The following is a 26,014-nucleotide window of genomic DNA, read 5'->3' as shown; positions in this document are numbered from 1 at the left end:
TGTCGAGTTGCCTTTCCGCCAATTTGCTTCGAAAATTGCGCCACGATAAATAATCAGCCCGCCATGATCGGGTGAATTCCGCGCGAGGCAGCGGGCATTGCACGCGATGCAAGGCCGACGAGGCCCTTGCGGAGGTTAGCGGGGCACCACGGATCCATGAACGCCGTCTTGCCGCCGCAGCATTATCTACGGGGTAGGGTTCGAACATGCCGGTCATCGCCGTCGTCCATTGCGTGCAGACTGCCGCTGCCGCACGCCGCGTGTGCAGAGCGCGCCGTCCGGTGCGCGCAGCGTTGCCTGTGCCGATCGCTCCGGCTCCCGAGTTTGCCCGTCTCCAGGCGGCCCCCATGCGTAGTCGTGCGAGCTGGCATTAAAGTTCGTCCAGGCACTGCCGTTAACACGCAAGAGCCCACTCCGTTCTCCGTCCGCTGCCATGTCTTTGCCCATTGTGATCGCCGATGACTCGCTGCTTGCCCGCAAGGTGCTCACGAAGGCATTGCCGCAGGATTGGGACGTCGACATCACCTACGCGTCCAACGGCCGCGAAGCTCTCGAGCATTATCGCAAGGGGCGCGCCTCGGTGATGTTTCTCGACCTGACGATGCCTGACATGACGGGCTACCAGGTCCTGGAGGCTCTGCAGCACGAGGACCTGAATACATTCGTGATCGTCGTGTCCGCCGATGTCCAGCCGATGGCAAGGGAACGCGTGCGCGCGCTTGGCGCTCTGGCATTCATCGCGAAGCCCGTGACTACCGAGGCGGTGCTTCCCATCCTGAAGGAGTACGGGTTGTATGCCTGAGCCAGTCCTCAACGAAGACCAGCGCGACGCGCTGCAGGAGGTCGCCAATCTGGCGATGGGCCAGGCCGCGACGCGCCTCGCTCTGCTGCTGGATGCGTTCATCGAACTGTCGGTGCCGCGTGCGCGCGTGGTGGCTGTGCGCGAAGCTGCGTCGGCGCTGCGCGAAATGACGGGTATCAACGAGCCCGTCAGCGCCGTGCGGCAGGGCTTTCGCTCGGATATCAAGGGCGAGGCGCTGGTGATCTGCCGCAGTGGCAGCATCGAGCAACTGTGCTCGCTCGTGAGCGACCCGTACGCCAAGTCGGCCTACGAAGCGACCACGCAGGAAGAGCTGGTGTTCGACGTCGCCAACATCCTGACGGGCGCATGCGTGTCCTGCATTCTCGATCAACTCGGCCGTACGCCTGTGTTTTCGGCGCCCGGTCTGCTCGGCTCGGCGATGTCGCTCGATGATGTGTTCCAGCCGAACGTCCTCGCGTGGGAAGTTGCGTTGCTGGTCGAAGTGAATTTCGCGTTAGAGGATCAGAGTTTCCGCGCCCACCTCGTGATGCTCATGGCGGAAGACTCGATCCGTCATTTGAGCACTGCGCTGGACGCGCTGCTTTCCAGCATATGAATGCCCCGCTTCCCTCGCTGAGCGACCTGGTTGTCGAACGGGTCGGCTTCGGCATTTTCGTTCTCGACCGTCAGATGAACGTGCTGATGTGGAATCGCTTCATGCACGATCACAGCGGGTTGTCGGCCGAACAGGTGGTCGGCAAGTCGATTTTCGCGAGCTTTCCGGAACTGCCGCGCGTGTGGCTTACGCGTAAGCTCGAAAGCGTGTTCCAGCTGGGCAGCTTCGCGTTCAGTTCGTGGGAGCAGCGCCCCTATCTGTTCAAGTTCGATCATGATCGGCCGATTACGGGCGGCGTCGATTTCATGCAGCAGGACTGCACTTTCATGCCGATCATGCGCGATCGCGAAGTAGAGGCCGTATGCGTGACGGTATCCGACGTGACGCATGTGAGCATCATGCAGCGCGAGCGTGAAGAAGCCGTCGCGAAGCTGCAGGAATATGCGGACCGCGACGGCCTGACGGGCATCGCGAACCGCCGCTACTTCGAAGCGCGTCTGCGCGATGAATACACGCGCTGGCAGCGCTACGGCGGCGAACTGTCGATCCTGTTGTTCGATCTGGATCACTTCAAGAAGATCAACGACCAGTTCGGCCACGTGGTCGGCGATACCGTGTTGCGGGAAATGGCGCAGCGCGTCGCGCATGTGGTTCGCGCGCAAGATACGTTCGGGCGCTTCGGTGGCGAGGAGTTCGCGTTGCTGCTGCCGTGCACGCCGCTGGAAGACGCGATGCTGGTCGCGGAGAAGATCCGCAATACGATCGGCGACCGGCCCGTGGACGTGCAAGGCGTCAATGTGCCCGTGACGGCGAGCGTCGGCGGCGCGGCTGCTCGGGCCGGGGTGCCCGCTTACGAAGCGCTCATCAACGAGGCCGACGCTGCGCTGTACAGCGCGAAGCGGCAAGGGCGCAACCGGTCGGTTGCGTTCATCTGAGGCTCAGGACATTGGACGCGTTGCCGTACGGCAATGCGTCCAGCGCCCGGGATCTACTTCTTCGTCATCCACGAGTCGACGACGCGCCATTGGCCGTCGCGTCGGATGAAGTCGTCCTTGAAGCCGAACACCGCAGCGTCACCGTTCGGCGCCATGAAATGATTCTCACCCATGACGACGGCCTGATCGCCGTCCACGCGCACCTGCACGTTCTGCAGCGTTTGGGTCGAGCCGGCGGGCGGGGGCGGCGCGCTCAGCACATCGCTTTTCGAACGCGCCTTGCCAGACGGCGTGATCTCGCGGTACGAATCGTCGAGCAGCAATTTCAGCGTGTCCGTGTCGCGATGCATGCTTGCCTGCACCCAGTTTTCTTCCAGCTGGCGGATTACGGATTCGTCGCTTTGCGCGGCGAACGCGGATGCCGAGAGAGCGAAAGCGGCCAGAAGTGGTGCTGCCAGATAACGATACAGTTTCATGATTTTCCTTTACTTGAATGGATTCGCGTAATTCGCTAAATGTCTGAAGGCGGGATTTATCCATTGACGTTGGCGCCAATGAAGCTGGATTTAAAGGGGCGATTCAAGCCGTATCGATTTCGCGTCGCCCCGCATTGGCTGGCCGCGCGGAACTGTTCGCGGCGCGACCGGCTTCATCGATTTCGAAGATGAATATAGTCTCGACTAGCTTTTCAATATCTCAGACAAGTCTTAATTTGAGATAATGGTCGATTGGCACCGTCGAATAACCGGACGGTTTTGAAAGCGGTTTGCGGCTGACAGTCGCTTCGCCCGCGAACGCTACGATCCGACGAGCGGACCAGACCGGCATCGTCCGGGTCGAGCGCGCCCCGCCGTGCGCGGCCGGCCGTCGTTTCTGCGTCCGCGATGAAAGGTTGGTATACTTTTGCCCGTTTTCCGGTCTTCCGGCCGGTGTTTCGCGCGTGTCCGCGCGCGCGGGCGGCGTGCCCTGCGGGTAGGCATGACTTCTTGATCGCCCCGTGATGGGTGTCTCAGCGGAGATCGTCTTGGCCGTTTCCAATCTCGTCGTGGACGACACACAAACTGACGCAGCCGCCGCAAGTTCGGGCAGCTCGTTTTATCTCGCGATGCGCATCTTGCCGCCTGCGCAGCGCGACGCGATGTATCAGGTCTACGCGTTCTGCCGCGCTGTCGACGATATCGCCGACAGCGACCTGCCGCGCGCCGAGCGCGCCGCGGGTCTCGAACGCTGGCGCGCCGATATCGACGCTTGCTACGCCGGCTCGCCGCGGGCATCCCTGCTCGAGCTGACCCGGCACATCCACACATTTCATCTGCAGCGCGAAGATTTCCACGCGATGATCGACGGCATGGCGATGGACGCCGCCACCGACATCTGCGCGCCCGACGAGGCGACGCTCGACCTGTATTGCGATCGCGTCGCGAGCGCGGCCGGCCGGCTATCGGTGAGAATTTTCGGGATGCAGGAACAGCCCGGCATCGAGCTGTCGCACCATCTGGGCCGCGCGCTGCAACTGACTAATATTCTGCGTGACATCGACGAAGACGCGCAGATCAACCGCTGCTATCTGCCGTACGAGTTGCTCGCTCGCGAAGGCATCGCGACATCGAGTCCGCTGACGATCGCCGACGATCCGTCGCTGCCGCGCGTCTGCGCGACGCTCGCGGAGCGCGCCAAGCAGCATTTCGCCGCCGCCGACGCGATCATGGATGCGCAACCGCGTGCGCAGGTGAAAGCGCCGCGCATCATGTCGGGCGTGTATCGCGTGCTGCTCGAGCGCACGCTGGAGCGCGGCTTTGACATTCCGCGCACGAAAGTCAGCAAGCCGAAGCTGCGGATGCTGGCCATCGTTGCGCGGTACGCTCTCTTTTGATGCGAAAGCTGGTTCACGTGATCGGCGCAGGGCTGGCCGGTCTCGCCGCCGCCGTGCAACTGCAGCGGCGCGGCGCGCAGGTCGTGCTGTACGAAGCGGCCGAGCAGGCTGGTGGTCGCTGCCGCACGTATTACGACCGCGCACTGGCGGCGACTGTCGACAGCGGCAACCATCTCGTGCTGTCGGGCCAGCAGGCCACATTGAACTACGTTCGCGCCATCGGTTCCGCTGAAGATCTCGTTGGGCCGACGCAGCCCGAATACCCGTTCGTCGACCTCGCGACGAACCAGCGCTGGGCCGTGCGGATGTCGCAAGGGCGACTCCCGGCGTGGATCTTCGAGGCCGGCGCGCGCGTGCCGGACACGCAGTGGACGGACTATCTGTCCGTCGTGCCGCTGCTGCTTGCCAAGCCGGGCCGCAACGTCGCGCAGACGATGCGCAGCAACGGCCCGCTATGGGACCGCATGCTGCGCCCGCTGCTGCTGGCAATGACGAACGTCGACCCGCGCCACGCGACGGCCGAACTCGCAGGCGCCGCACTGCGCGACACCTTCGTGACAGGCGGCCCGGCCAGCCGCGCGCTTGTCGCGCGCAATGGATTGGGCTCGGCATTCGTCGACCCGGCGCTGCGGCTGTTGCAGCACGGGGGCGCGGCGATCCGGCTCGGCGCGCGGATCGATGGACTCGAGTTCTCCGATGGCGACGACGGCCGGCGTGTCGCCTCGCTGCGGCTGAACGCGGAGGAGCGCATCGAAATCGGCGCAAACGAAGCTGTCGTGCTGGCTGTGACGCCCGATGTGGCGCAGTCGCTTGTGCCTGGCATGCAGGCGCCGCGCCGCTTTTCGGCGATAGTGACGGCGCATTTTGCCGTCGAACCGCCGCTCGGCCATCCGCCGCTGATGGGGCTCGTCAACGCAACCGCGAACTGGCTGGTAGCGTCGGACGGGCGTCTTTCGGTGACGGTTTACGATGCGGCGCGCCTCACCGATATGCCGCGTGATGACCTCGCGCGCAAGCTGTGGGCCGACGTCGCGCAAGTGACAGGCTTGTCGGCCGACCTGCCGCTCAAGTGGCAATTGATTGTCGAGCCGCGCGCCACTTTCGCCGCGCAGCCCGACGAGGAGATGCGCCGCCCGGCCACGCGCACTCGCTGGAACAACCTGATGCTCGCAGGCGACTGGACGGCAACCGGTCTGCCGCCGGGCATCGAAGGGGCGATCCGCTCAGGCCAGAAGGCCGCGGATACGCTATTGAACGAACCGATGGAACGCCGATGAACGATTTATCCATGACCCAGACGCTGGGCGAAGTACTGCCTCAAACGCTGATCGACGATCATGCTCCCGTTGCAGCCGCGCTGGCGACGGGCGCCGCACCCGTCGATGCGCTCGACGCCGCCGTCACGCGCGCCACGGAGGCGATCCTTGCGGTGCAAAAAGACGACGGCCACTGGGTCTACGAACTCGAAGCCGACGCGACGATTCCCGCCGAATACGTGCTGCTCGTCCACTTCCTGGGCGAAACGCCGAACCTCGAACTCGAACAGAAGATCGCGCGCTATCTGCGCCGCATCCAGTTGCCCAACGGCGGCTGGCCGCTCTTCACGGACGGCGCGATGGACGTCAGCGCGAGCGTCAAGGCGTACTTCGCGCTGAAGATGATCGGCGATCCGGAAGACGCCGCGCACATGGTCCGCGCGCGCGAGTGCATTCTCGCGAACGGCGGCGCGGAAGCGGCGAACGTGTTCACGCGCATCCTGCTCGCGCTATTCGGCGTGGTCACGTGGTACGCCGTGCCGATGATGCCCGTCGAAATCATGCTGCTGCCCAAGTGGTTCCCGTTCCACCTGTCCAAGGTGTCGTATTGGGCGCGCACGGTGATCGTGCCGCTGCTCGTGCTGAACGCGAAACGGCCTGTCGCGCGCAATCCGCGCGGCGTGCGCATCGACGAGCTGTTCCGCGGCGCGCCCGTCACGACGGGTCTGCTGCCGCGCTCGGGTCACCAGAGCAAGAGCTGGTTCGCGTTCTTCCGCGCCGTCGACGGCGTGCTGCGCGTAACAGATGGCCTGTTCCCGAAAGCATCGCGCGAGCGCGCGATCAAGGCGGCCGTCAGCTTCGTCGATGAACGCCTGAACGGCGTGGACGGCCTCGGCGCGATTTTCCCGGCGATGGCGAACTCGGTGATGATGTACGACGTGCTCGGCTACCCCGCCGACCACCCGAATCGCGCGATCGCCCGCGAGTCGATCGAAAAACTGCTCGTCGTCCACGAAGACGAGGCGTATTGCCAGCCGTGTCTGTCGCCCGTGTGGGACACATCCCTTGCGGCGCACGCGCTGCTCGAAACGGGCGACGCGCGCGCCGAAGAAGCCGCCGAACGCGGCCTCGCCTGGCTGCGTCCGCTACAGATCCTCGATGTGCGCGGCGACTGGATTTCGCGTCGTCCCGACGTGCGGCCGGGTGGCTGGGCGTTCCAGTACAACAACGCACATTACCCAGATGTCGACGATACGGCCGTCGTCGCGATGGCGATGCACCGTTCGGCGGCAGTCACGAACTCGAACGTCGATGCCAACGCGATTGCGCGCGCCCGCGAATGGGTGGTCGGCATGCAAAGCAGCGACGGCGGCTGGGGCGCGTTCGAGCCGGAAAACACGCAGTACTACTTGAACAATATCCCGTTCTCGGATCATGGAGCGCTGCTCGATCCGCCCACGGCCGACGTGTCAGGCCGTTGCCTGTCGATGCTCGCGCAACTCGGCGAGATGCCCGCGACCAGTGAGCCCGCCCGCCGCGCATACGACTATCTGCTGAAGGAGCAGGAAGACGACGGCAGCTGGTACGGCCGGTGGGGCATGAACTACATCTACGGCACGTGGACGGCGCTGTGCGCGCTCAACGCAGCGGGCATCTCGCTCGAAGACGCGCGCATCAAGCGCGCCGCGCAGTGGCTGGTGTCGATCCAGAACGCGGACGGCGGCTGGGGTGAAGACGGCACGAGCTACAAGCTCGACTATCGCGGCTACGAAAAGGCGCCGAGTATTCCGTCGCAAACCGCTTGGGCGCTGCTGGGCCTGATGGCGGCCGGTTACGTCGATCATCCCGCCGTCGCGCGCGGTATCGACTATCTGCAACGGGAACAGCGCGACCACGGGCTGTGGGACGAAGAGCGCTTTTCGGCGACGGGCTTCCCGCGCGTCTTCTATCTGCGCTACCACGGTTATCGCAAGTACTTCCCGCTGTGGGCGCTTGCGCGCTACCGCAACCTGAAGCGCACGGGCGAAAAGCGCGTCACCGTCGGCATGTAATGGCGGCGCGGCACGAACTCATGAATGCGGACCTGCCGGTTATCGCCGTGACGGGCATGGCGTTCGAAGCGCGCATCGCGCGCGGCAAGGGCGTCGAAGCGGTCTACGCGGCGCGCGCCGATCTGCTCGAACGCGCGCTGAACACGGCCGTCGCGCGCGGCTGCGCGGGCATCGTCAGCTTCGGGACGGCGGGCGGCCTCGCGCCCGATCTCGCGCCGGGCACGCTGATCGTCGCGAGCAGCGTGCATAGTCCGCTCGGCGTCGTCGACACCGATCTGCGCTGGACGGGCCGCATTGCCACGGCACTCGACGGCACGCCGCTGGCCGCGAAGCTGCGGCGCGGACCGATTGCGGGCGTTGCCGCGCCACTCGTCGGGGCAGCCGACAAGGCGGCGCTTCACGCATCGACAGGTGCGCTCGCCGTCGACATGGAATCTCACCTTGCGGGTGCAATCGCCGAGGCGAACGGGCTGCCGTTCGTCGTGTGCAGGGCGATCGTAGACCCGTCGTGGCGTACGCTGCCGTCCGCCGCTGTGGCTGGCTTGCGCGACGACGGCAGCACGGCCATCGGGCCCATCCTGCGCGAACTCGCACGCCAACCGTCGCAGCTGGGCGATTTGCTTCAGGTCGCCGCCGACGCCCGCGCCGCCCGTGCGACCCTCGTCGCTGCGCGTCGTCTGCTGGAACGCGCGGGCGCGCTGCGTTTGCACTGACGTCTCGCGCGCGATGCGTGGAAACCGAAATCGCGAATCGGTCTTGAATATCTAGGGAAAACCCTTGTCTTCTGTAACGGGTGTTAGCCCTAGGTCGCGCCCACCGGCGCGGCAAGCTACTCCGAAGAGGGACCGCAATGAATTTCCACACACGCAAATGGGTCAAGCCGGAAGATCTCAACCCCAACGGCACGCTGTTCGGCGGTAGTCTGCTGCGCTGGATCGATGAAGAGGCCGCGATTTACGCGATCTGCCAGCTCGACAATCAGCGCGTCGTGACCAAGTTCATGTCGGAAATCAACTTCGTCAGCTCGGCGCGTCAGGGCGACATCATCGAACTGGGCATGACAGCGACGCATTTCGGCACGACGTCGATCACACTGCGCGCCGAAGTGCGCAACAAGATCACGCGCAAAAGCATCCTGACCGTCGAAAAGATGGTCTTCGTGAATCTCGACGAGAACGGCAATCCTGCGCCGCACGGCCGCTGCAGGATCCGTTACGCGGACGAAGCGTTCGAGCGTTACAGCGAGAAGCTGCGCGCGATGCAGCAACCGGGCGCCCTGTTGGCGTCGGAATGCACGCACGACATCGATCAGGAAGCGGGCGCAGCGCACTGATCAGGCGCCTTGGCGCTGCTTGAGGCTGCATGAAAAAGCCCCGGCTGGTCGCGAGACGCGAGACCAGCCGGGGCTTTTTATTTGCGCTTGCGTCGCAGAAGTACCGCGCTTACTGCGGGGCGGGCTTGTCCGCGGGTGCGGGCGTTGCATTCTCAGCCGGCGCTGCGCCCGTTGCCGGTGCACCTGGAGATGCAGGCGACGGCGCCGCGCCTTCGCCCGGATCTTCGTAGTTCGGCAGGCTTTCGTCATTGGTCGGCGCGCGTTTCTTGCCGCCGGCACCTCCTGTGCCGCCGGCGCCCGATGCGCCCTCGGCCGGTTCGGCATAATTCGGCAGGCCGAGCGGCGCGGCTCCCGGCACAGTCGTCGGCGCCGTGCCCGACGCGCCCGCGGGCGCTTCCGCGCCCGTATCGTCGTCGCCGTAATCCGGCAACGCGGAAGCCGGCGCGTTCGCGCCGCGCAGCAGCGAGCGGCGTTGCTGTGTATAGGCGTCGCGCACGAACGAATATTTATCGAGCGCCGCCTGTTCCAGCAGCGTCGTCGCGCCGAGCAGATCCGAACGCACGCTCACGAACTGCATGAAGTACAGCGGATATTTCACTTCCGCGTCGAGATACGAAATCGGATTGGCGCGGAAATCGACCAGATAACCGAGGCCGTCGCGGAACGAGCTCGGACCAAACAGCGGCAGCACCAGATACGGACCCGACGGCACGCCCCAGCGGCCGAGCGTCAGACCGAAGTCCTGCTTGTGCTTCGGCAGGCCGGCAGGCGTCGCGAAATCGATCAGACCGCCGATACCGAAGGTCGAGTTCATCGCGAAACGCATCAGACTTTCCGTCGCGTCCTTGATGTGCAGCTGGAGCAGGCTATTCGCGAAGTTGTCGAGATCGCCGAGGTTCGAGAAGAAGTTGCTGATGGCCTGACGCAGCGGCTGCGGCGTGACCTTTTGATAGCCCTTCGCGATCGGCACGGCAACCGTGCGATCGAGTGCGTCGTTGAACGTGAAAATCGCGCGGTTCATCGGCTCGAGCGGGTCACCGGGTTTCCGGTCGGGGCCCGTTGCACACCCCGTTGCAAGACTCGCGGCGGCCAGTGCCAGCGCGGCTGTACGCATCTTCATGCGGCTATCCTTATTGTTTCTTCGATGCGCGGCGAGCGCGCGGTTTACCCATCAATACGGGCTGGAATACCACAGCGCCAATTAACGTGCACAAGAGGGACAGCGCCAGCAGGCGGCCCATGCTCGAGGTGCCGGGATGGTGCGACAGCCACAGGCTGCCGAACGCCGTAGCCGTGGTCGCCGCGCTGAACAGCACGGCGTGCGTGAGGCTCGATTGCAGCAGGCCTGTTTGCCCCCTGCGCCACGCCATCACGAAGTAGATCTTGAACGCGACGCCGACGCCGAGCATCAGCGGCAGCGCAATGATATTCGCGAAATTGAGTGGCATGCCGAACACCACGCATAGTTCCAGCGTGACGACGGCCGACACCAGCAGCGGCACGAGCGTGCGCAGCACGTCGCCGAAACGGCGCAGGGTGAGCCACAGCAACGCGGTGATCGACAGGATGGCCCATGCGCCCGCCTGCACGAACGACTTGATGATCACGTTCGCCGAATGCAGGATCGAGATCGGGCCGCCGATCGCGCCAGGTTCCGCGGACTTCACCGCCTTCGCGAAGTTGCGCAGCATCACGTCGTCGCCGGGATCGGTGCCGGGCGGCACCTTCGGCGAAATCTCGACGAGCGCCTGGCCTGTCTTCGACACCCAGCCGTCCGCGATCTCTTTCGGCACGTTCTCGCGGGTGATTTCCGACGGTTGCAGTAAAGTGGCCAGCTGCTTCAGCGAAAGCTTCAGCGGCACCGACATCGCGCGTTCGGCGCGATCGCGCGTTGAGACGTCTGCGCTCGCGAGCTTGTTCAGCGTGTCCGATAGATGCTTCGCTTCCGCAGCGCCCGGGCCGGGATGGTCGTCGGCGGCGAGCGAGAGCTGGTTGGCCGTGCGTTTCAACGCGGCGACGCGTACGGCGTCAGTGGAGGGCGGCGCGGGCGTTTGCGTGAGCGCAGGTAGCAGTTGCTGCGCCGCCGCTGAAATCAACGCGAGTTTTTGCGGCTGATCGGCGGGAATGAAGGTGCTGAGCGTCGTCGTGCGGCCCACTTGCGGCAGCTTCGAAAGACGCGCCGCGATCCTGTCCGCGTCCGCCAGCGTCGGCGCCAGCGCGCGCACGTTGTTGACGGCGGCTTCGGGCGCATCGTTCAGCGAAATCAGCGTCGCCATGGACTCCGTATTCGGATCCTTCAGATGCAGCGGATTGAAGTCGAAACGCAGATGCAGCAGCAGCGGCGATGCCCCGATGATCAGCACGGCCGTCGCGATCAGCACGGGAGTGCGGTTGCGATCGAGAAAGTCGTCGACGGGCGCGAGGAACGTAAAGCCCGGCGACTCCGCTTCGCCGGGCGGATTGAAGACCTTGATGAGCGCGGGCAGCAGCGTCATGTTAGTCAGGTACGCGACGAACATGCCGACGCCTGCGATCTCGCCGAGTTCGGAGACGCCGCGATACGCCGTCGGCAGGAATGAGAAGAAGCTCTCGGCGACGGCGACGGCTGCGAGCGTCAACGGCACGCCGATGCTGTAGGCCGTGTGGATCAGCGCGGCCGCGAGACGGTCGTCGCGATTGCGCTCCTCTCGGTACTTCACGCCGAACTGCACGCCGAAGTCGACGCCGAGTCCCACGAACAGCACCATGAACGCGACGGAAATCATGTTCAGCGCATCGACCATCATCAGGCCGAGCGCAGCCGTGATAACGAGCCCGACGAACAGCGTGACGAACACGGCGACGATCAGGCGCCCGGAGCGCAGCGCGAGCCACAGGATGCCGAGCACGACGAAGAACGTGACGATACCGTTGATCTCCGCACCGTCCTGCACCGACGCAAACTCTTCATCGGCGAGCGGCTGTTCGCCTGTCAGGCGGATGCGTGCACCGTATTGCGAATCGAGATCGAGCGATGCGGCCGTCTTGCGGATTACCTCCGATGCTTTCGCACCTGCTTGCAGCGCCGCGTAGTCGAGCTTCGGTTGCACGACGATGAACGCCCTCGCGGGCATTTTTGCCGCGTCCTTGTCGACGAGCGCGCGCCACGAGAAAACGGCAGGCTCATTGGCGAGCACGTGATCGATGACGGTCGCGCTGCGCGTCAACAGATTGCTCATGTCACCGAGCTTCACCTGGCCGATCTGCAGCGGCAGCAGCAGGCTCGTGGTCAGCGTGCCCGCAAGGCCCGTCAGGCTCGGATCGTGCGCAAGCTGGTTGATCAGCGGACGCGCCTTGACCAGTTGCGAAGTCGTCGATTGCACCTCGGACAACGACGGGAACAGCAAGCCGTTCTTCTCAAAGAACGGACCGCTGCCGGGCTGCATGACCGAGCTGAATTCCGTCGTTTCTTTCTGAAGTGCAGCGGCAAGCGTGTTCGCGGCGGCATCCGCGTACTCGGGCGCGCCCGCTTCCACGACCACGAGCAAGGTTTGTCCGCGATCGGGAAAGGCCTTGTCGATCTGGTCGCCGAGCGCTGCCCATTGCGCATCGTTCTCGACGAGACGGCTGATGTCGGTATTGATCTTGAAGTGATGAACGACGTAAATGGCGCTCAGCACGGCGAGCACGAGCGACAGCCCGATGACCTGTAGTGGACGGCGCACCGACCAGACAACGAGGCGAACGATAGAGGACTTCAGCATTGACGCGAGCGGGGCCTTGTCACGGTTGGCATTATTGGTAGAGGGCACAAGTATACCGACGCAGCCGTCGCACGGTCGCGTCGGTGAACCAGTGCAGCTTTCCAAAGTCTGTATACTGACCCCGTAACCGCGCGGGATGTGGCTTGTCCCGCGCGGCTTCACTCCTAACTGTCCCGATGAGCGTATGAAACGTTATATCTCTGCTTTTCTGGCAGCCGCCGTGGTTTCCACCGCGGCTTTCGCACAAACCGCGCCTGACGCGATCGTGAAGAGCGCAGTCGAAGGCACTGTCAACGCGATGAAGGCCGACCCGCAGGCTCGCGGCGGCGACATGAAGAAGATCACGCAAGTGGTCGAGTCGCACTTCGTACCTTCGACGAACTTCCAGCGCACCACGCGCATCGCCGTCGGTAAAGCGTGGGCCACGGCAACGCCCGAGCAGCAAAAGCAACTGTATGAGCAATTCCAGAAACTGCTCGTCGGCACATATGCGGCTTCGCTGTCGCAACTGCGCGATCAGGACGTGAAATTCAGGTTCATGCCGTCGAACACATCGGCGGATGCGAAAGACACCGTCGTCCAGTCGCATGTGCTCAGCAATGGCGGAGACGACTCGATCGACTATCGACTGGAAAAAACGGCGAACGGCTGGAAGATTTACGACATCAACATGATGGGCGCGTGGCTGATCCAGGTGTATCAGACGCAGTTCCAGGATCAGTTGTCGAAGGGCGGCGTCGACGGGCTCATCAAATTCCTGACCGAGCACAACGCGCGCAGCGCGGGCTGATCTTCTACGCGTGTTGCCGCTTTTTGCAAGCGGCGCCAAAACAAAAAGAGCGCAACGGCTAAACCGTTGCGCTCTTTTCATGCGGCGTCGATGCCTATTAATTCAACGCGGCAGCTGACGTCTGCACTTTCTTGCCCGTGCCCGCGCGCTCGATCTGTTCCAGCTTGATCTCGACGTGACGCGAGAACACGTACTCAGCGGGACGCTGCTTGTCGAGCGGGATGTCCTTGGCGAACGCGCCCGTGGTACGCGCGCCCGACAGGCTGACCTTCAGCGCCTTCAACGGATGCGCGACCGTGTCCATCACGGCTGTCGCCTCGAAGCCGCAGTGGACCATGCAGTCCGCGCACTTCTCATATTTGCCGGTCCCGTACTTGTCCCAGTCGGTGGTCTCCATCAGTTCCTTGAAGGTCTTCACGTAGCCCTCGCCGACCAGATAGCATGGCTTTTGCCAGCCGAACACCGTGCGCGCCGGATTGCCCCACGGCGTGCATTCGTAGCTCTGGTTGCCGGCCAGGAAGTCGAGGAACAGGCTTGACTGGCTGAACGACCACTTCTTGCCGTTGTTGCCGCGCTTGAAGATTTCGCGGAACAGGTTCTTGGTCTTGTCGCGGTTCAGGAAGTGTTGCTGGTCCGGCGCGCGCTCATACGCGTAGCCCGGCGACACTGTGATGCCGTCCACGCCGATCTCGCCGACCGTGTCGAAGAACTTCGCCACGCGCTCGGGCACGGCGTCGTTGAACAGCGTGCAGTTGATGTTCACGCGGAAGCCGCGGCGCTTGGCTTCCTTGATGGCCGCGACGGCCTTGTCGTACACGCCTTCCTGCGAGACCGAGTGGTCGTGCGCTTCGCGGTCGCCGTCGAGGTGCACCGACCAGACGAAGTAGGGGTTCGGCTCGTAGTCGTCCATCTTCTTTTCCATCAGCAGCGCGTTCGTGCACAGGTACACGAACTTCTTGCGCGCCATGATGCCCTTGACGATCTCCGGCATTTCCTTATGCAGCAGCGGCTCGCCGCCGGCGATCGACACGACGGGTGCGCCGCATTCGTCGACGGCTTCGAGGCATTCCGCCAGCGACAGGCGCTGGTTCAGGATGGGATCCGGATAGTCGATCTTGCCGCAACCATTACAAGCCAGGTTGCAGCGGAACAAAGGCTCGAGCATCAGCGCGAGCGGATAGCGTTTGTTGCCCTTGAGGTGGTTACGCATGATGTATGCGCCAACCCGGACTTTTTGTAGCATCGGAATAGACAAATCGTCCTCCTTAAACTTCGCGTGCAGCGAGTGGTTGCGTCAGCTTCGACGGCAACTTGAATTCAACCTTTTCTTCACGTCCCGCCATCGTCGTGACGTCGACGGGGCCCAGTGCGCGTAGCGCATCGATCACGTTCTCGACCATCTCTTCAGGTGCCGAGGCGCCCGCCGTGATGCCGACCGTCGTCACGTTGGCGAACCATTCTGGCTTGATTTCCGAACCGTCGGCGACGAGGTAGCTCGGCACGCCCGATTCGCTGCCGATTTCGCGCAGGCGATTCGAGTTCGAGCTGTTCGTTGCGCCCACCACCAGCAGGACATCGACTTGCGAACTGAGCTCCCGCACGGCTGCCTGCCGGTTTTGCGTCGCGTAGCAGATGTCGCGCGTATCCGGACCGACGATGTCGGGAAACCGACGCTTCAGCGCGTTGATGATGCCGCGCGTATCGTCCACCGAAAGCGTCGTTTGCGTCACGTACGCAAGCGGTGTGTCGATGGGCAGTTCCAGCTGTGCGACTTCGGCTTCGCTTTGCACGAGCAGCACCTTGCCGGGAATCTGGCCAATCGTGCCTTCCACTTCGGGATGGCCCGCGTGCCCGATCAGAATCAGCGTGCGCCCCCCGGCCACATACTGACGACCCTGCACATGAACCTTCGTCACCAGCGGGCAGGTGGCATCGAGTACATCCAGACCGCGCTGCTCCGCGTCGCGTTCCACGCTTTGCGAGACGCCGTGGGCACTGAAAATGGCAACTGCGCCCTGCGGCACTTCGTCGAGCTCCTCGACGAAGCGCGCGCCTTTTTGGCGAAGATTATCGACCACGTGCCGGTTGTGGACGATTTCATGACGCACATAAACTGGTGCGCCATGTTGCTGCAAAGCGCGATCGACAATTTCGATCGCCCTCACAACCCCCGCACAAAAGCCCCGGGGTTGAGCAAGGATGACTCGCATAAGCTGGCGAACTCCGACTGACGCGGGATTCCGGTCCAGATCGGTAAAAACGACCTGTTCGCCGCGTCTGTATATTTAGTTGATGTCTTAAATCCGACGAAAGTCGATACTTGAGACCAAACGCGCATTCTAACGCTATCGCCGTCGATTTGCTTTTCAGGCGTACCGGAGTGTGGCGTTTGCGCGGCGTGGCTCGCGGCAAAAATGACTCGCTGCGGCGGTTAGCGGGAACCCTTAAAATATCGGGCTTTGCTGCGCCGACGCATGGCGTGCGCTGTGCCGCGTGCGGCAAGTGAATTTTCTGCGACGTCTTTCGCCGACGACGCATTCTTGAACGTATCGAACACGCGGACTATCACATATTCGATAGCCGGCCAGTGCTCGATTTCCACGATTGGCGCAGCGTCGCAGGGGTGCTGGCGCGCCGCGCCCCTGCCCGCGTCCGAGGCGCGGCATCCATAGAGGGCTATGCATGATTGCGGCGGTTCTGTTTGTGTTGGCGTGTCTGTCGCTGTTGATCTGGTGTGTGCTGCTGTTTGCGCGCGGCGGCTTCTGGCGCGCGCAGCCCGCGGCGCCGCTCGCGCGCGGGGTGCGGGACGCCTGGCCGGGCGTCGCTGCCGTCGTCCCGGCGCGCAACGAAGCCGACGTGATCGCACGGGCCGTCGCGTCGCTGCTCACGCAGGACTATCCGGGTGAATTCCACGTGATCGTCATCGACGATCACAGCACCGACGGTACGGCAGCCGCCGCCCGTGCCGCCGCGCTCGCGCTGCAGTGCGCGGACCGGCTCACGGTGATCAGCGCTAAGCCGCTGCCGGCAGGCTGGTCGGGGAAGGTGTGGGCGCAGTCGCAGGGCATCGAGGCGGCGCGCTCGCTCGGCTACTCGCCCGAATACCTGCTGCTCACCGATGCCGACATCGGCCATCCGACCGACGCGCTCACGCAGCTCGTGGTGCGCGCCGACGCCGAACAGCGCGATCTCGTCTCGCTGATGGTGCGCCTGCGCTGCGATTCTTTCTGGGAAAAGGCGCTGATTCCCGCCTTCGTGTTCTTCTTTGCGAAGCTCTATCCGTTTTCGTGGGTCAACAACCCACGCAACCGCACGGCGGGCGCAGCGGGCGGCTGCATGCTGGTGCGCCGCACGGCGCTGGAAGAGGCGGGGGGCATCGAGTCGATCCGCGCCGAACTGATCGACGACTGCAGCCTGGCCGCGCGCATCAAGCATCGCGGCGAAGGGCGTCACGCCATCCGTCTCGACGTGGCGGCGCAAAGCGTGTCGCTGCGTCCGTACGACGGCTGGCGCGAGATCTGGAACATGATCGCGCGCACCGCGTTCACGCAGCTGCGCTATTCCGCATGGCTGCTGGCGGGCACGCTGCTCGGCATGACGATCATCTATCTCGTGCCGCCCGTCGTCGCGATCCTGCTCGGGCCTAAAGGCTTGCCAGCGTGGCTCGCGTGGGCTGCGATGTGCTGCGCGTATGCGCCGATGCTGCGCTACTACCAGCGCTCGCCGCTGTGGGCGCCGTTCCTGCCGCTCGTCGCGCTGTTTTACGTCAGCGCGACATTCGGCTCGGCCGTGCGTTACTGGCGTGGCAAGGGCGGGCAGTGGAAGGCGCGCGTGCAGGCGCCCGCCGGGACGAATCAATGAGGCGGCTGGTCTGCCTGACCGTCCTCGCGTTCAGTATTATGCAAAGCGCATGGGCCGACGACCAGACAAAGCACGACCGCACCTCCGATTATCTGCACCAGAAGTTCGGCGTCGCGAAAGAGAAGGCTGAACAGATTTCGAACGCCGTGCGAGCCGCGTCCGAAAAGTACGCGCTGCCGCCGGCGCTGATTCTTGCAATCATCTCGATCGAATCCCGCTTCAAGGAAAAAGCCAAGGGCGGCAACGGCGCGACGGGGCTGATGCAGGTGGTGCCCGGCGCACACAGGCGCATGCTGAAAGACGTGAAGGATTTGACCGACCCCGAGACCAACATCGAAATCGGCTCGGCGATTCTGTACGGCTACGTCAAATCGGCGGGCGGCGACCTGAACGCCGCGTTGAAGAGCTATGGCGGATCGCAGGCCTATGCGGAGAAGGTCAACGGTCGCGTGAAGACGTTCGCGGACGTCGTGAGCGTGGAGGCCAGCGCGGTGCCGGGCGCGGACCAGCCGTTGCCGTCGCGCGACGGCGGGTGCGATGCCCGCTATACGTCGCTGTGCATCGGGGCCGTGACCTACGTGAGTCCTGTGCCGGAGCCCGCGAGCAGCCCGAGCGTCTCGCAGCGCGCAAGCGACCTGCTGAATGCGCTGCTGCCGCTGTCGCACTGAATGCCGGCGCGGCGTGCAGTGTTCCGACGGCCACATTGGCCGTCGCATCGGGTCACTTCTGCGTCAGCATCATGTACATCTGGATGACCATGTCGGGCGAAAACTGGAACGGCACCCAGCCGTGTCCCGTATGGCGCATCACGAGCAGGCGGTCCCCGTTCGACTGCTTCTGCACGGCCATCATCGGGTTCTTCGTCGACACGAAACGCCAGCCGGGGGGAAGGTTCGGCGGCACTTCCGGTTGCATCGACGCTCGAGCGTTCGACAGTTCCTCGATCAGCTGAGCCAGTTGTACCGGATGCAGCGTGACCGCCTTGCCGCCGATCGACATCGTGATTTCGTTCTGGCTGGGCCGCTCGATGTGCAGTGTCGGCTTTTCGTCTGCGACGTGTTGCGGCTCGGCGGGCGCTTCGGGCGCCGTCTGGACGGCTTCTTCGGCTGCGGCTTCCGCAACCACCGCCTTCGGCTCTTCGCCGTCCACATGCCGACGTGTCGTGGCGTCGCCTTCGGCTTCGCGCGAAGCAGCGACAGAAGCCGTCACAGCCTGAATAAGCTGATTGACGCCCGTTTCGAGCGCGCCAAGCTGTTCCTGAAGATTCATGCGTAGTTCTCTGGTAAGACCCGCGATTTTACCTTCTGCGCGCCAACGTGAGCTTTCGACCCGGCAACGCGAGTTGTAACAAAGCGTGTGCAAGTCCATGCAAAGAGGCTCGCGCCGTCATGCTTTCAGATAGCCAGCTTCCCGGAACCAGTCGAGTGCGTCGCGCAAGCCTTCTCGATACGGCCGCGCGTTGTAGCCGAGTTCGCGCTCCGCTTTTGCCGACGTGAAGTACATCTTGTTCTTCGACATCTTCAGGCCGTCGACGGTGACGAACGGCTCGCGCTTCGTGAACTTCGCGACGGCCTCGGCGCCGAGCGCGAGCGGATACAGCGGCCAGCGCGGCAGCGCGATGGTCGGCGCCCTCCGTCCGACCATGCCCGCGATATCCGCGAGCATCTGCTGCAGCGGGAGATTCTCACCGCCCAGAATGTAGCGCTCGCCGATCTTGCCGTGCGCGAGCGCGAGGAAATGGCCCATTGCTACGTCGTCGACATGCACGAGGTTCAGTCCCGTATCGACGAAGGCGGGAATCTTGCCGAGCGCCGCTTCGACGATGATGCGTCCCGTTGGCGTGGGCTTCACGTCACGCGGGCCGATCGGCGTCGACGGATTGACGATCACGGCGGGCAGGCCATGCTTCGCGATCATCCGTTCGACGGCGCGCTCGGCGAGCACCTTGCTGCGCTTGTACACCCCGATCGCCTGCTGCGGCGTCATCGGTGAGGTTTCGTCGACGGATGCGCCCGAGCCCGTCACTTTTAGTGTCGCCACGCTGCTGGTGTACACGACGCGCTCCACGCCTTCCTTCAGCGCGGCGCGCATCGTCGCTTCCGTGCCTTCCAGGTTCGCGCGTTCGATGTCGAGCGGGTCGGGCGCCCACAGCCGGTAATCGGCCGCGACGTGCAGCAGATAGCGCGCACCGCGCAGCGCGGCACGCATCGACGCCTCGTCGCGCATGTCGCCGACCGCGATTTCTGCATCGAGCGATTCGACGTTGCGGCGCGGGCTGGTTGGACGCACGAGCACGCGTACCGCAAAGCCCTTTTGCTGCGCGATGCGAGCGACGGCCGAGCCGACGAAACCGGATGCGCCGGTAACGAGTACGAGATCGCGAGTCTGATCGGTCATTGCTTGCCGTGACGTGGTTGGAGGTTGGCAGAGGTCGGATTGTACGTGCTGCCGATGGCGCGCGCCGTGCTTGCGGCCTTTGCGCTCCGGCGCGGGGGAAGAGCGCGCGAGCAAAGCGCGCGCGGCGCGACTAGAATGCCCGCGTAAACGCGAGTAAGGCATCGAAACGCATAAAGGAGGGAAGAGCATGACCGGCACGGATCTCGATTCGAGAATCGAAACGTATTACGTGCGGGTGCGCGGCATGGTGCAGGGTGTCGGCTTTCGGCACGCGACGGTGCGCCAGGCGCACGCGCTGGGTATCCGGGGATGGGTGGCGAATCTTGACGACGGTTCTGTCGAGGCGATGCTGCAGGGACCGGCGAATCAGCTCGACCGGATGTTGTCCTGGCTGCGTCACGGGCCGCCGCTGGCGCGCGTGACGGAAGTCACGCATGAAGAGCGCGCCAGCGACAAGCGCTACGAGCGCTTCGAGCAGCATTGACGCGCAGCGGCTGAAACGAAGCGTGCGGGTTCAGGGCCCGCGCTTGTCGCTGTTGCGCGACTCAGGCGGGCGTCGGAAGCAAAGCGCCCGCACCATCAACGCGCCACCAGCAGGCTTTCCGCAAAGCCCCAATCGCGCTCGATCCATTGATGACTGCACGTGAAGTTGGCGTCGTCGGCGATCGCATGCAGTTCTTCCGCGCGATATTTGTGGCTGCTCTCCGTCCAGATCGTCTCGCCTTCCTGCAGCTCGACCGTCAACTTCGCCGCGCGCACCCGCGCACTCACGCGCCGCTTCGCGCGCAAATGCATTTCGATGCTGCGCACGTCCGGGTTGAAACGCGCGACGTGCTCGAACGCATCGAGCGGAAAGTCGCCGTCCAGCTCGCGGTTGATTCGCGCGAGCAGGTTCAGGTTGAACGCGGCCGTCACGCCGATGGGATCGTCATACGCGGAGATCAGCACGGGCACCGGTTTTTCGAGGTCGGTGCCCAGCAGCAGCGCGTCGCCTGGCGCGAGCATGTTGCGGATATCGCGCAGAAAACGCGTCGCCGCCAGCCGGCCGAAATTGCCGATCGTGCTGCCAAGAAACAGCACGAGCAGCGGTTCGTCCTTGGCGCGCCGCTTGCTGACTTCCGCGAGCCCCGCGAGATAGTCGCGTTCATAACCGACGATCGAAATGCGTTCGATATCGCCGAGTTCGCGGCGGCACAATTGCAAGGCGGTGCGCGAAATTTCAATCGGGCTGTAAGTCGTGGGTCGCTTTTTACAGAGCGCTTCGAGGATGCGGCGCGTCTTGCGGCCGCTGCCGCTGCCCAGTTCCGCGACGATCGCGTCGTGCGGCAACTGCGCGACGATATCGCTCGCGTGCTCGGCGAGCAGGCGCTCTTCGGAGCGCGTGACGCCGTATTCGGGTAGCGCGGTAATCACTTCGAAGAGCGCCGAACCGACTTCATCGTACAGATACTTCGACGGCAATTCTTTCTGGGGCTGCTTGCAGAGGCCAGCGCGAACGGCGGCGGCGAATTCCGGCGATATGTCGTGCGACAAATGATGCGATACGGCTGGCTGAGTCATGTTGGCTCCGTGTTGTCTCGTTCCTTTGATGACTTGCGGACTGCGGAAGAGCGAATGCGTTGGAGTAAGTGGACCGGCGAGCGTTCAGCGAACCAAGCGTGAACGCATTCGATGACCGGCGCGTGTCTGCGTTCGGGCTATGTTTACACAGAAGCAGATTGAAAGCCGCTGGCGCGACTTTGAGCCGTACCGAGAAGCAAGAAACAGACTTGCGCGACGTGCGGCGCGAAGATGGAGTTAGCTTTTATAGTGCATCACGCGTGGATATGCACGGACGCAATCTGGCCGAAAAGGGCGGGTCGTGCGTGGATACCGCTAGAATGCGCGCTTCACGCGACACAGCCGCGCTCGTACGCAAGCCCGCGGGCGCCGCGCAGTTAAAACAAGACTTAACTATGGACGACATTTCCCGCCGCAGCGCGCCTGACCTCACGCCGCGGATTCGCCGATGAACGCTTATCGACCGGGCCGCGGCATCGCGTTATCTGTGAGCGCATCGACATTGTTTGCCCTCTTGTCCGTGTACGCGAAGCTGCTCACGCCATTGACGGGTCTCGACATCTTCGCGTGGCGCGTAATCTGGACCGTGCCGGGCGCCTTCACGCTGATTGCCCTTCGATCGCGCCTGCCGCAGTTGCAGATGCTGCTGCAGCGCGCGATTCGCGAGCCTCGCACGGCGCTGCTGCTGGTCGCGAGTGCGATATTGCTGGGCGCGCAGTTGTGGGTGTTCCTGTGGGCACCCCTGCATGGGCGGATGCTCGAAGTCTCGTTAGGCTACTTTCTATTGCCGCTGACGATGGTGCTGCTCGGACGCTTCTACTATCACGAGCGGCTCGAGCCGTTGCAGTGGCTCGCGGTTGGATGCGCCGCGGTCGGCGTGTTGCACGAACTTTGGGTCACGCGCGCTTTTTCCTGGCCGACGCTGCTCGTCGCGATCGGTTATCCGCCGTATTTTGTGCTGCGTCGCAAGATCAACGCCGATTCGTTGACTGCCTTCGCGCTAGAGATGTCGCTGATGTTGCCGTTCGCGCTCGCGATGGCGTTCAGCGGCGGCTCGTTCGCGCTGCTCTCCGGCCGCGTCGACATGTGGCTGCTGCTGTTGCCCGGGCTCGGCGCGCTGAGCACGGTGGCGCTCGCGACGTACCTGAAAGCGAGCCGTTTGCTGCCGATGGCGCTGTTCGGCATCCTCGGTTATGTCGAGCCGGTGTTACTCGTCATCGTATCGGTGACTTTGCTCGGTGAAACGCTGACGGCTCAGCAGCTCGGAACGTATGTGCCGATCTGGATCGCAGTGGGGCTGACCGCGTTGCATAGCGCAAGGCTACTTGCGCCGCGTTGAATTCAGAAGCGATGCCGGGTGACGCGATGCGCGGCATCGACATGCGTCGGCCCGGCTTTCGCTTCGATCGCCTCGCGCAACGCGAGGCGCCAGCCGAATGCGAACAGCGCTTCGGCCAGCACGAACAGCGGGCCGATCAGCAGACCGATCACGTCGTCGACGAAGGCGGGCTTGCGGTGCTCGTAGGCCACGTGTCCGACGAACTGGAACACCCAGCCGATCACGAACAGCCCTATGCCCGACGCGAGCCACGTCAACGTCGGTTGTGCGGCGAGCCATGCGCCGCACGCGACGCACGCGAGCAACACCACTGTCATCATCAACCCGAGCGGCACGTCGAGCACGACATAGTAGATCACGCTGAGGCCGAAGAGCACCCACACCGGCGACACCGCGCAGGGCAGCGCCGCAATCGTCCACGCGGGACGGCTCAGCAGCACGGCGAGCGCGAGCACGATCATCGGAATGCCGATGAAGTGCGTCGCGATGTTGCGGCGATCGCGATGATAGGCTGCGTATTGCGCAAGCTGGTCAGTGAGCGTTCTCATGGATGCCGTTCATGTTGAAAGTCATCATAATCGCCGACGGCGCGCTGCGACACTTTCGGCTAGCCGACAATTCGACCCACTGCTCGCAATCAATCTTCGAGGCGCGCTTCGAACGATGACTTCGACTGAGCTTACCGATCTGCTCGATGCCAGCGCCTGGTTCCGCGCCGCACCCGGTGCCTTGCGCGCACAACTGATCGGGCCTGGCGGCACGCGTCGGCTATCGACGAGAGCCTGGATCTGGTGATTACCGACGATACGTCGATGCTCCACTTCGCGGGCGCGCTCAATCGCCCGGTGCGGATTCTGTCGCGCTACGACGCCTGCTGGCGCTGGTTCCGCGACCGCGACGATTCGCCGTGGTGCCCGGGCGCGCGGCTCTTTCGCGAGACGGCGCCCGCCGACCGGGACAGTGTGGTCGGAGCGGGTCGCGCATGCGCTCACGAGCCTGTGCGACCACGCTGCGCCGCGCCGCACTATCCGTGCGCGCGGGACACTAAAACGGGTTGTCGATCACGCCCGGCTTCGCGTCGGGCTCGTCCTTCACCTGGTCGGGTAGATGCGGCTGCGCCTGCAGTGCGGCGACGATGCCGTCGAGCGCTTCCTTCAGCGCGAGCGCCGCTTTCAGACCGCGCTTGTCCTTTGTGATCTCCAGCATGCCGTTCAGCACGATGCGCGTGGTGCCGTTCGACACCGTCAGCGCGTCGCCCTGGATGTTGAGCACGTCGTCCTCGTTCGAATACGCTTTAAACACCTTTCAGCCCTCCCGGACGCTGGTCCTTCAACCCTTCCGGAATGCCCGGAAAGCGGATGCCGCTCATCGCTTCGAGTTCATGCACCGATTTCACCTCGTAGCTATTGGTGGCGACGTTGTCCGCAACGATCGCGAACGCAAGCTGCTTCGACGGCACGTAGACGACCTTGAACAGCTGCGTCGGCACGAACACGCGTGTCGGTCCGATGGTCTGCAGCTGCGAGCCGATGAACATCGGGCCGGTGACGACATACGTGTCGTCGTATTTCACGGCGAGCCGGCGGACGGCCGTTTCGAGGCGCGACCACAAGTGCTGGTTGTTCTCGCGGTTCTGCGGCACGACGTTCGCGAGCGAGAACGATTGTGCCATTGCTTCCGGATTCCAGCGGTTGCCGGCCGGGCTCATGTGACCGCGATCGAAGCCACTGCGCTTGTAGTCTGCAAGCGTCGCGCCTTCGCCTTCCGGCAGACGCGCATCTTCGAAGAACTTGTTGGTGCGCGTCATGTCTTTCGCGGCTTCGATATGGTCGCGCGTCAGATGCTCGGCGGACCATAACGGGCCGTGCGTGATGCCCGAATGCAGAACGGCGAAGTCCGAGTAGCAAAGCAGGCGCGACTTCGGCGTCATCTTCGCGTTCGTCAGCACGGGCCATTGGGCGTTGGGCGCGAAATCCGTGCACGACGTTGCCGCCCATGCGTGACTCGCGGCCACCATGAGCAGGCTGACTAACCACTTCTTCATAAGTAGGAAAAGGGAATGAGGGGGCCGCAAGTATAGCCGTGCGACCTATGCACGATGCAAGGGCTTACATCACGTTACGCGTCATCGCATGACGGTTTGGAAAAGCGTCATGCCGCATTGCAGCGCGCATGGCGTTTTATGCAGGAGCGCGCAGCCGGCGTGGAGCGCAGCTGCGGCGAAGCGATGGCCCGCGCCGGCGAGAGGGAGGTGCGAGGCGGGCCTGACAATGCGCAATCGGTCTATCGACCGAACACGCTGTGTTCGGCGTGAACGGGCAGGCGGTCGACGGCCTGCAGGCGCCAGTAGCCGCTCATCCGCGCGTGCGTGCGGTCCGATGACCACGCCGCGCTGCCTTGTACCGAGCTGACCCGCTGCCGCCCGTCGACGTGCAGGCCGGTCAATGTACATAACGGTGCGTCCGCGCTCGGCGCGCAGAGTTTGGTGACGCCGCCCTCGTCATGAAGTTCGCCCCAGGGGGGCAGGTCGATCCCATCGTGTGCTTCCCTCGACCAGCGACCTTCATCCGTATCGAGCCAGAGCACGGCATAGTCGTGATTGACGGTGGGGTCTGAACCGTTGATCAGTATCGTCAGCCGCATGCAGAATTCCCCCGATGAAATTGAGTATGTGTGCCTCCTCAGTCTACGTCGGGCCGAACGTTATGCAAACCCAAAAGGCCGACGGCTATCGGCTGGATTGAAAAACCCAATTGGGAACGCATCGCTGACCTCCTAGATTTAAGGCACGGCTCAGGTGCGCGCGTCTGGCCGGTGGTCGCCCGTGAGAAACGCGCGCTCCCACATACAGGCTTTGACTGGAGGCTCAGATGTCGCAACTCAAGGGTTCGAAGACGGAGGAGAATCTGAAGGCCGCATTTGCGGGCGAATCGCAGGCTAATCGGCGCTATCTGTATTTCGCGGCAAAGGCCGATGTCGAGGGACAGAACGATGTCGCAGCGCTATTCCGCTCGACGGCTGAAGGTGAAACGGGCCACGCTCATGGCCACCTCGAATATCTGGAAGTCGTGGGCGATCCGGCAACGGGTTTGCCGTTCGGTTCATCGCGTCAGAACCTGCAAGCGGCTATCGCGGGTGAAACGCACGAATATACCGATATGTATCCCGGCATGGCCAAGACAGCGCGCGACGAGGGATTTGACGAAATCGCGAACTGGTTCGAAACGCTGGCAAAGGCGGAACGCAGCCACGCAAATCGCTATACGAAGGCACTGGAATCACTGGTCGATTGAGTCCAGGCGCCGGCTGGGCAGCCGGCGCATCTGTCGCGGTACCGAACGCGAGTCGAAGCGAGACGATCGCGAACTCGCGCGTACTGTAGCGCGCGCTTTATCGACGTACGAAGAACGGACGCACGGATAGCAACCCCACAACGACGTTGCATGCGACGCGATCAA

Annotated in this window: 27 protein-coding genes; 15 read left to right on the top strand and 12 right to left on the bottom strand. The window is 63.7% G+C overall.

From position 1 onward, the window contains the following. The first annotated feature begins 433 nt into the window (after nucleotides 1-433). The 3 genes from BPHY_RS20865 to BPHY_RS20855 are packed head-to-tail and all read left to right on the top strand — an operon-like array spanning nucleotide 434 to nucleotide 2,353. Entirely contained in the window at nucleotides 434-802 is a 369-nt protein-coding gene (locus tag BPHY_RS20865; RefSeq protein ID WP_012403437.1) for a response regulator, read from the top strand. After that, nucleotides 795-1,418 (top strand): chemotaxis protein CheC, encoded by a 624-nt coding sequence (locus BPHY_RS20860; protein WP_012403436.1) that lies wholly within the window; start codon nucleotides 795-797, stop codon nucleotides 1,416-1,418. Before BPHY_RS20865 ends, BPHY_RS20860 begins: the two co-directional genes overlap by 8 nt. Beyond that, the gene (locus tag BPHY_RS20855; RefSeq protein WP_012403435.1) at nucleotides 1,415-2,353 is read left to right on the top strand and encodes a GGDEF domain-containing protein; all 939 of its coding nucleotides are present in this window, start codon (nucleotides 1,415-1,417) and stop codon (nucleotides 2,351-2,353) included. The genes BPHY_RS20860 and BPHY_RS20855 overlap by 4 nt, the downstream gene beginning before the upstream one ends. A gap of 53 nt (nucleotides 2,354-2,406) precedes the next feature. Here BPHY_RS20855 and BPHY_RS20850 read toward each other — a convergent pair whose 3' ends face one another. Continuing rightward, nucleotides 2,407-2,829 (bottom strand): nuclear transport factor 2 family protein, encoded by a 423-nt coding sequence (locus BPHY_RS20850; protein ID WP_012403434.1) that lies wholly within the window; start codon nucleotides 2,827-2,829, stop codon nucleotides 2,407-2,409. Nucleotides 2,830-3,377: 548 nt separating this feature from the next. Between BPHY_RS20850 and hpnD the strand changes: the two genes are divergently transcribed. From hpnD to BPHY_RS20825, 5 genes are all read left to right on the top strand, one after another. Next, nucleotides 3,378-4,226, top strand: coding sequence for a presqualene diphosphate synthase HpnD (gene hpnD, locus BPHY_RS20845; protein ID WP_041765219.1), 849 nt, complete (start codon nucleotides 3,378-3,380; stop codon nucleotides 4,224-4,226). Then, nucleotides 4,226-5,503, top strand: coding sequence for a hydroxysqualene dehydroxylase HpnE (gene hpnE / locus BPHY_RS20840; protein WP_012403432.1), 1,278 nt, complete (start codon nucleotides 4,226-4,228; stop codon nucleotides 5,501-5,503). Before hpnD ends, hpnE begins: the two co-directional genes overlap by 1 nt. After that, nucleotides 5,500-7,533, top strand: coding sequence for a squalene--hopene cyclase (shc, locus tag BPHY_RS20835; RefSeq protein WP_012403431.1), 2,034 nt, complete (start codon nucleotides 5,500-5,502; stop codon nucleotides 7,531-7,533). The genes hpnE and shc overlap by 4 nt, the downstream gene beginning before the upstream one ends. Beyond that, on the top strand, nucleotides 7,533-8,246 hold the full coding sequence (locus tag BPHY_RS20830) for a phosphorylase (protein WP_012403430.1): 714 nt from the start codon (nucleotides 7,533-7,535) through the stop codon (nucleotides 8,244-8,246). The genes shc and BPHY_RS20830 overlap by 1 nt, the downstream gene beginning before the upstream one ends. Nucleotides 8,247-8,383: 137 nt before the next feature. Continuing rightward, the gene (locus BPHY_RS20825) at nucleotides 8,384-8,866 is read left to right on the top strand and encodes an acyl-CoA thioesterase (protein ID WP_012403429.1); all 483 of its coding nucleotides are present in this window, start codon (nucleotides 8,384-8,386) and stop codon (nucleotides 8,864-8,866) included. A 109-nt stretch (nucleotides 8,867-8,975) separates the two neighbouring features. Here the strand turns inward: BPHY_RS20825 and BPHY_RS20820 are convergent, their stop codons facing one another. Continuing rightward, nucleotides 8,976-9,986, bottom strand: coding sequence for an MlaA family lipoprotein (locus BPHY_RS20820; RefSeq protein ID WP_012403428.1), 1,011 nt, complete (start codon nucleotides 9,984-9,986; stop codon nucleotides 8,976-8,978). 10 nt (nucleotides 9,987-9,996) lie between these two features. After that, nucleotides 9,997-12,609, bottom strand: coding sequence for a hopanoid transporter HpnN (gene hpnN, locus BPHY_RS20815; RefSeq protein ID WP_012403427.1), 2,613 nt, complete (start codon nucleotides 12,607-12,609; stop codon nucleotides 9,997-9,999). 184 nt (nucleotides 12,610-12,793) lie between these two features. On the opposite strand from hpnN, the gene BPHY_RS20810 reads away from it, so the two are divergent. Next, nucleotides 12,794-13,399 carry an MlaC/ttg2D family ABC transporter substrate-binding protein gene (locus tag BPHY_RS20810; RefSeq protein WP_012403426.1) on the top strand — a complete coding sequence of 202 codons (606 nt, stop codon included), beginning with the start codon at nucleotides 12,794-12,796 and terminating at the stop codon, nucleotides 13,397-13,399. 97 nt (nucleotides 13,400-13,496) lie between these two features. On the opposite strand, the gene hpnH is transcribed toward BPHY_RS20810, so the two are convergent. Both hpnH and ispH read right to left on the bottom strand, forming a co-directional pair. Continuing rightward, complete coding sequence (gene hpnH / locus BPHY_RS20805; protein ID WP_041764468.1) at nucleotides 13,497-14,654, bottom strand: adenosyl-hopene transferase HpnH; 1,158 nt, start codon at nucleotides 14,652-14,654, stop codon at nucleotides 13,497-13,499. 10 nt (nucleotides 14,655-14,664) lie between these two features. Further along, complete coding sequence (gene ispH / locus BPHY_RS20800; protein ID WP_012403424.1) at nucleotides 14,665-15,609, bottom strand: 4-hydroxy-3-methylbut-2-enyl diphosphate reductase; 945 nt, start codon at nucleotides 15,607-15,609, stop codon at nucleotides 14,665-14,667. Nucleotides 15,610-16,081: 472 nt separating this feature from the next. Between ispH and BPHY_RS20790 the strand changes: the two genes are divergently transcribed. Both BPHY_RS20790 and BPHY_RS20785 read left to right on the top strand, forming a co-directional pair. Next, on the top strand, nucleotides 16,082-17,260 hold the full coding sequence (locus tag BPHY_RS20790; RefSeq protein ID WP_012403423.1) for a glycosyltransferase: 1,179 nt from the start codon (nucleotides 16,082-16,084) through the stop codon (nucleotides 17,258-17,260). Beyond that, complete coding sequence (locus tag BPHY_RS20785; RefSeq protein WP_012403422.1) at nucleotides 17,257-17,928, top strand: lytic transglycosylase domain-containing protein; 672 nt, start codon at nucleotides 17,257-17,259, stop codon at nucleotides 17,926-17,928. Before BPHY_RS20790 ends, BPHY_RS20785 begins: the two co-directional genes overlap by 4 nt. Before the next feature lie 52 nt (nucleotides 17,929-17,980). Here BPHY_RS20785 and BPHY_RS20780 read toward each other — a convergent pair whose 3' ends face one another. Both BPHY_RS20780 and hpnA read right to left on the bottom strand, forming a co-directional pair. Next, nucleotides 17,981-18,529 (bottom strand): hypothetical protein, encoded by a 549-nt coding sequence (locus tag BPHY_RS20780; RefSeq protein WP_012403421.1) that lies wholly within the window; start codon nucleotides 18,527-18,529, stop codon nucleotides 17,981-17,983. 117 nt (nucleotides 18,530-18,646) lie between these two features. After that, nucleotides 18,647-19,657, bottom strand: a complete 1,011-nt coding sequence (hpnA, locus tag BPHY_RS20775) for a hopanoid-associated sugar epimerase (RefSeq protein ID WP_012403420.1) — start codon at nucleotides 19,655-19,657, stop codon at nucleotides 18,647-18,649. 187 nt (nucleotides 19,658-19,844) lie between these two features. Between hpnA and BPHY_RS20770 the strand changes: the two genes are divergently transcribed. Further along, on the top strand, nucleotides 19,845-20,141 hold the full coding sequence (locus BPHY_RS20770; RefSeq protein WP_012403419.1) for an acylphosphatase: 297 nt from the start codon (nucleotides 19,845-19,847) through the stop codon (nucleotides 20,139-20,141). A gap of 95 nt (nucleotides 20,142-20,236) precedes the next feature. On the opposite strand, the gene egtD is transcribed toward BPHY_RS20770, so the two are convergent. Beyond that, a complete protein-coding gene (gene egtD / locus BPHY_RS20765; protein WP_012403418.1) occupies nucleotides 20,237-21,217 on the bottom strand; it encodes an L-histidine N(alpha)-methyltransferase in 981 nt (326 codons plus the stop codon). A 448-nt stretch (nucleotides 21,218-21,665) separates the two neighbouring features. Here egtD and rarD point away from each other — a divergent pair, with 448 nt between their 5' ends. Beyond that, complete coding sequence (gene rarD, locus BPHY_RS20760) at nucleotides 21,666-22,556, top strand: EamA family transporter RarD (RefSeq protein ID WP_012403416.1); 891 nt, start codon at nucleotides 21,666-21,668, stop codon at nucleotides 22,554-22,556. Nucleotides 22,557-22,558: 2 nt separating this feature from the next. Here the strand turns inward: rarD and BPHY_RS20755 are convergent, their stop codons facing one another. Then, entirely contained in the window at nucleotides 22,559-23,104 is a 546-nt protein-coding gene (locus BPHY_RS20755) for an Mpo1 family 2-hydroxy fatty acid dioxygenase (RefSeq protein ID WP_012403415.1), read from the bottom strand. Nucleotides 23,105-23,219: 115 nt separating this feature from the next. On the opposite strand from BPHY_RS20755, the gene BPHY_RS43865 reads away from it, so the two are divergent. After that, nucleotides 23,220-23,351 carry a hypothetical protein gene (locus tag BPHY_RS43865; RefSeq protein WP_279612538.1) on the top strand — a complete coding sequence of 44 codons (132 nt, stop codon included), beginning with the start codon at nucleotides 23,220-23,222 and terminating at the stop codon, nucleotides 23,349-23,351. A 249-nt stretch (nucleotides 23,352-23,600) separates the two neighbouring features. On the opposite strand, the gene BPHY_RS20750 is transcribed toward BPHY_RS43865, so the two are convergent. The 3 genes from BPHY_RS20750 to BPHY_RS20740 form a co-directional block, all read right to left on the bottom strand. Next, the gene (locus tag BPHY_RS20750; RefSeq protein ID WP_012403414.1) at nucleotides 23,601-23,858 is read right to left on the bottom strand and encodes a hypothetical protein; all 258 of its coding nucleotides are present in this window, start codon (nucleotides 23,856-23,858) and stop codon (nucleotides 23,601-23,603) included. After that, nucleotides 23,851-24,600 (bottom strand): DNA/RNA non-specific endonuclease, encoded by a 750-nt coding sequence (locus BPHY_RS20745; protein WP_012403413.1) that lies wholly within the window; start codon nucleotides 24,598-24,600, stop codon nucleotides 23,851-23,853. The genes BPHY_RS20750 and BPHY_RS20745 overlap by 8 nt, the downstream gene beginning before the upstream one ends. Nucleotides 24,601-24,839: 239 nt before the next feature. Continuing rightward, nucleotides 24,840-25,199 (bottom strand): DUF3564 domain-containing protein, encoded by a 360-nt coding sequence (locus BPHY_RS20740; protein WP_012403412.1) that lies wholly within the window; start codon nucleotides 25,197-25,199, stop codon nucleotides 24,840-24,842. A 227-nt stretch (nucleotides 25,200-25,426) separates the two neighbouring features. On the opposite strand from BPHY_RS20740, the gene BPHY_RS20735 reads away from it, so the two are divergent. After that, nucleotides 25,427-25,849, top strand: a complete 423-nt coding sequence (locus BPHY_RS20735) for a rubrerythrin family protein (protein ID WP_012403411.1) — start codon at nucleotides 25,427-25,429, stop codon at nucleotides 25,847-25,849. Nucleotides 25,850-26,014: the final 165 nt, after the last annotated feature.

This window comes from Paraburkholderia phymatum STM815 (assembly GCF_000020045.1).
GTDB classification, from domain to species: Bacteria; Pseudomonadota; Gammaproteobacteria; order Burkholderiales; family Burkholderiaceae; genus Paraburkholderia; species Paraburkholderia phymatum.
The sequence above is the reverse complement of the archived record's forward strand: the minus strand, read 5'-3'. Positions and strand labels throughout refer to the sequence as shown.

Excerpts from the sequence above, each read along its gene's own strand:
- BPHY_RS20755 (WP_012403415.1), bottom strand. The coding sequence starts at position 23,104 with ATGAGAACGCTCACTGACCAGCTTGCGCAATACGCAGCCTATCATCGC.
- shc (WP_012403431.1), top strand. The coding sequence starts at position 5,500 with ATGAACGATTTATCCATGACCCAGACGCTGGGCGAAGTACTGCCTCAA.
- BPHY_RS20785 (WP_012403422.1), top strand. The coding sequence starts at position 17,257 with ATGAGGCGGCTGGTCTGCCTGACCGTCCTCGCGTTCAGTATTATGCAA.
- BPHY_RS20780 (WP_012403421.1), bottom strand. The coding sequence starts at position 18,529 with ATGAATCTTCAGGAACAGCTTGGCGCGCTCGAAACGGGCGTCAATCAG.
- BPHY_RS20820 (WP_012403428.1), bottom strand. The coding sequence starts at position 9,986 with ATGAAGATGCGTACAGCCGCGCTGGCACTGGCCGCCGCGAGTCTTGCA.
- hpnN (WP_012403427.1), bottom strand. The coding sequence starts at position 12,609 with ATGCTGAAGTCCTCTATCGTTCGCCTCGTTGTCTGGTCGGTGCGCCGT.
- BPHY_RS20825 (WP_012403429.1), top strand. The coding sequence starts at position 8,384 with ATGAATTTCCACACACGCAAATGGGTCAAGCCGGAAGATCTCAACCCC.
- BPHY_RS20865 (WP_012403437.1), top strand. The coding sequence starts at position 434 with ATGTCTTTGCCCATTGTGATCGCCGATGACTCGCTGCTTGCCCGCAAG.
- BPHY_RS20860 (WP_012403436.1), top strand. The coding sequence starts at position 795 with ATGCCTGAGCCAGTCCTCAACGAAGACCAGCGCGACGCGCTGCAGGAG.
- BPHY_RS20770 (WP_012403419.1), top strand. The coding sequence starts at position 19,845 with ATGACCGGCACGGATCTCGATTCGAGAATCGAAACGTATTACGTGCGG.
- ispH (WP_012403424.1), bottom strand. The coding sequence starts at position 15,609 with ATGCGAGTCATCCTTGCTCAACCCCGGGGCTTTTGTGCGGGGGTTGTG.
- BPHY_RS20855 (WP_012403435.1), top strand. The coding sequence starts at position 1,415 with ATGAATGCCCCGCTTCCCTCGCTGAGCGACCTGGTTGTCGAACGGGTC.
- BPHY_RS20740 (WP_012403412.1), bottom strand. The coding sequence starts at position 25,199 with ATGCGGCTGACGATACTGATCAACGGTTCAGACCCCACCGTCAATCAC.
- BPHY_RS20830 (WP_012403430.1), top strand. The coding sequence starts at position 7,533 with ATGGCGGCGCGGCACGAACTCATGAATGCGGACCTGCCGGTTATCGCC.
- BPHY_RS20735 (WP_012403411.1), top strand. The coding sequence starts at position 25,427 with ATGTCGCAACTCAAGGGTTCGAAGACGGAGGAGAATCTGAAGGCCGCA.
- BPHY_RS20745 (WP_012403413.1), bottom strand. The coding sequence starts at position 24,600 with ATGAAGAAGTGGTTAGTCAGCCTGCTCATGGTGGCCGCGAGTCACGCA.
- BPHY_RS20810 (WP_012403426.1), top strand. The coding sequence starts at position 12,794 with ATGAAACGTTATATCTCTGCTTTTCTGGCAGCCGCCGTGGTTTCCACC.
- BPHY_RS20790 (WP_012403423.1), top strand. The coding sequence starts at position 16,082 with ATGATTGCGGCGGTTCTGTTTGTGTTGGCGTGTCTGTCGCTGTTGATC.
- BPHY_RS43865 (WP_279612538.1), top strand. The coding sequence starts at position 23,220 with ATGACTTCGACTGAGCTTACCGATCTGCTCGATGCCAGCGCCTGGTTC.
- hpnA (WP_012403420.1), bottom strand. The coding sequence starts at position 19,657 with ATGACCGATCAGACTCGCGATCTCGTACTCGTTACCGGCGCATCCGGT.
- hpnE (WP_012403432.1), top strand. The coding sequence starts at position 4,226 with ATGCGAAAGCTGGTTCACGTGATCGGCGCAGGGCTGGCCGGTCTCGCC.
- egtD (WP_012403418.1), bottom strand. The coding sequence starts at position 21,217 with ATGACTCAGCCAGCCGTATCGCATCATTTGTCGCACGACATATCGCCG.
- rarD (WP_012403416.1), top strand. The coding sequence starts at position 21,666 with ATGAACGCTTATCGACCGGGCCGCGGCATCGCGTTATCTGTGAGCGCA.
- BPHY_RS20850 (WP_012403434.1), bottom strand. The coding sequence starts at position 2,829 with ATGAAACTGTATCGTTATCTGGCAGCACCACTTCTGGCCGCTTTCGCT.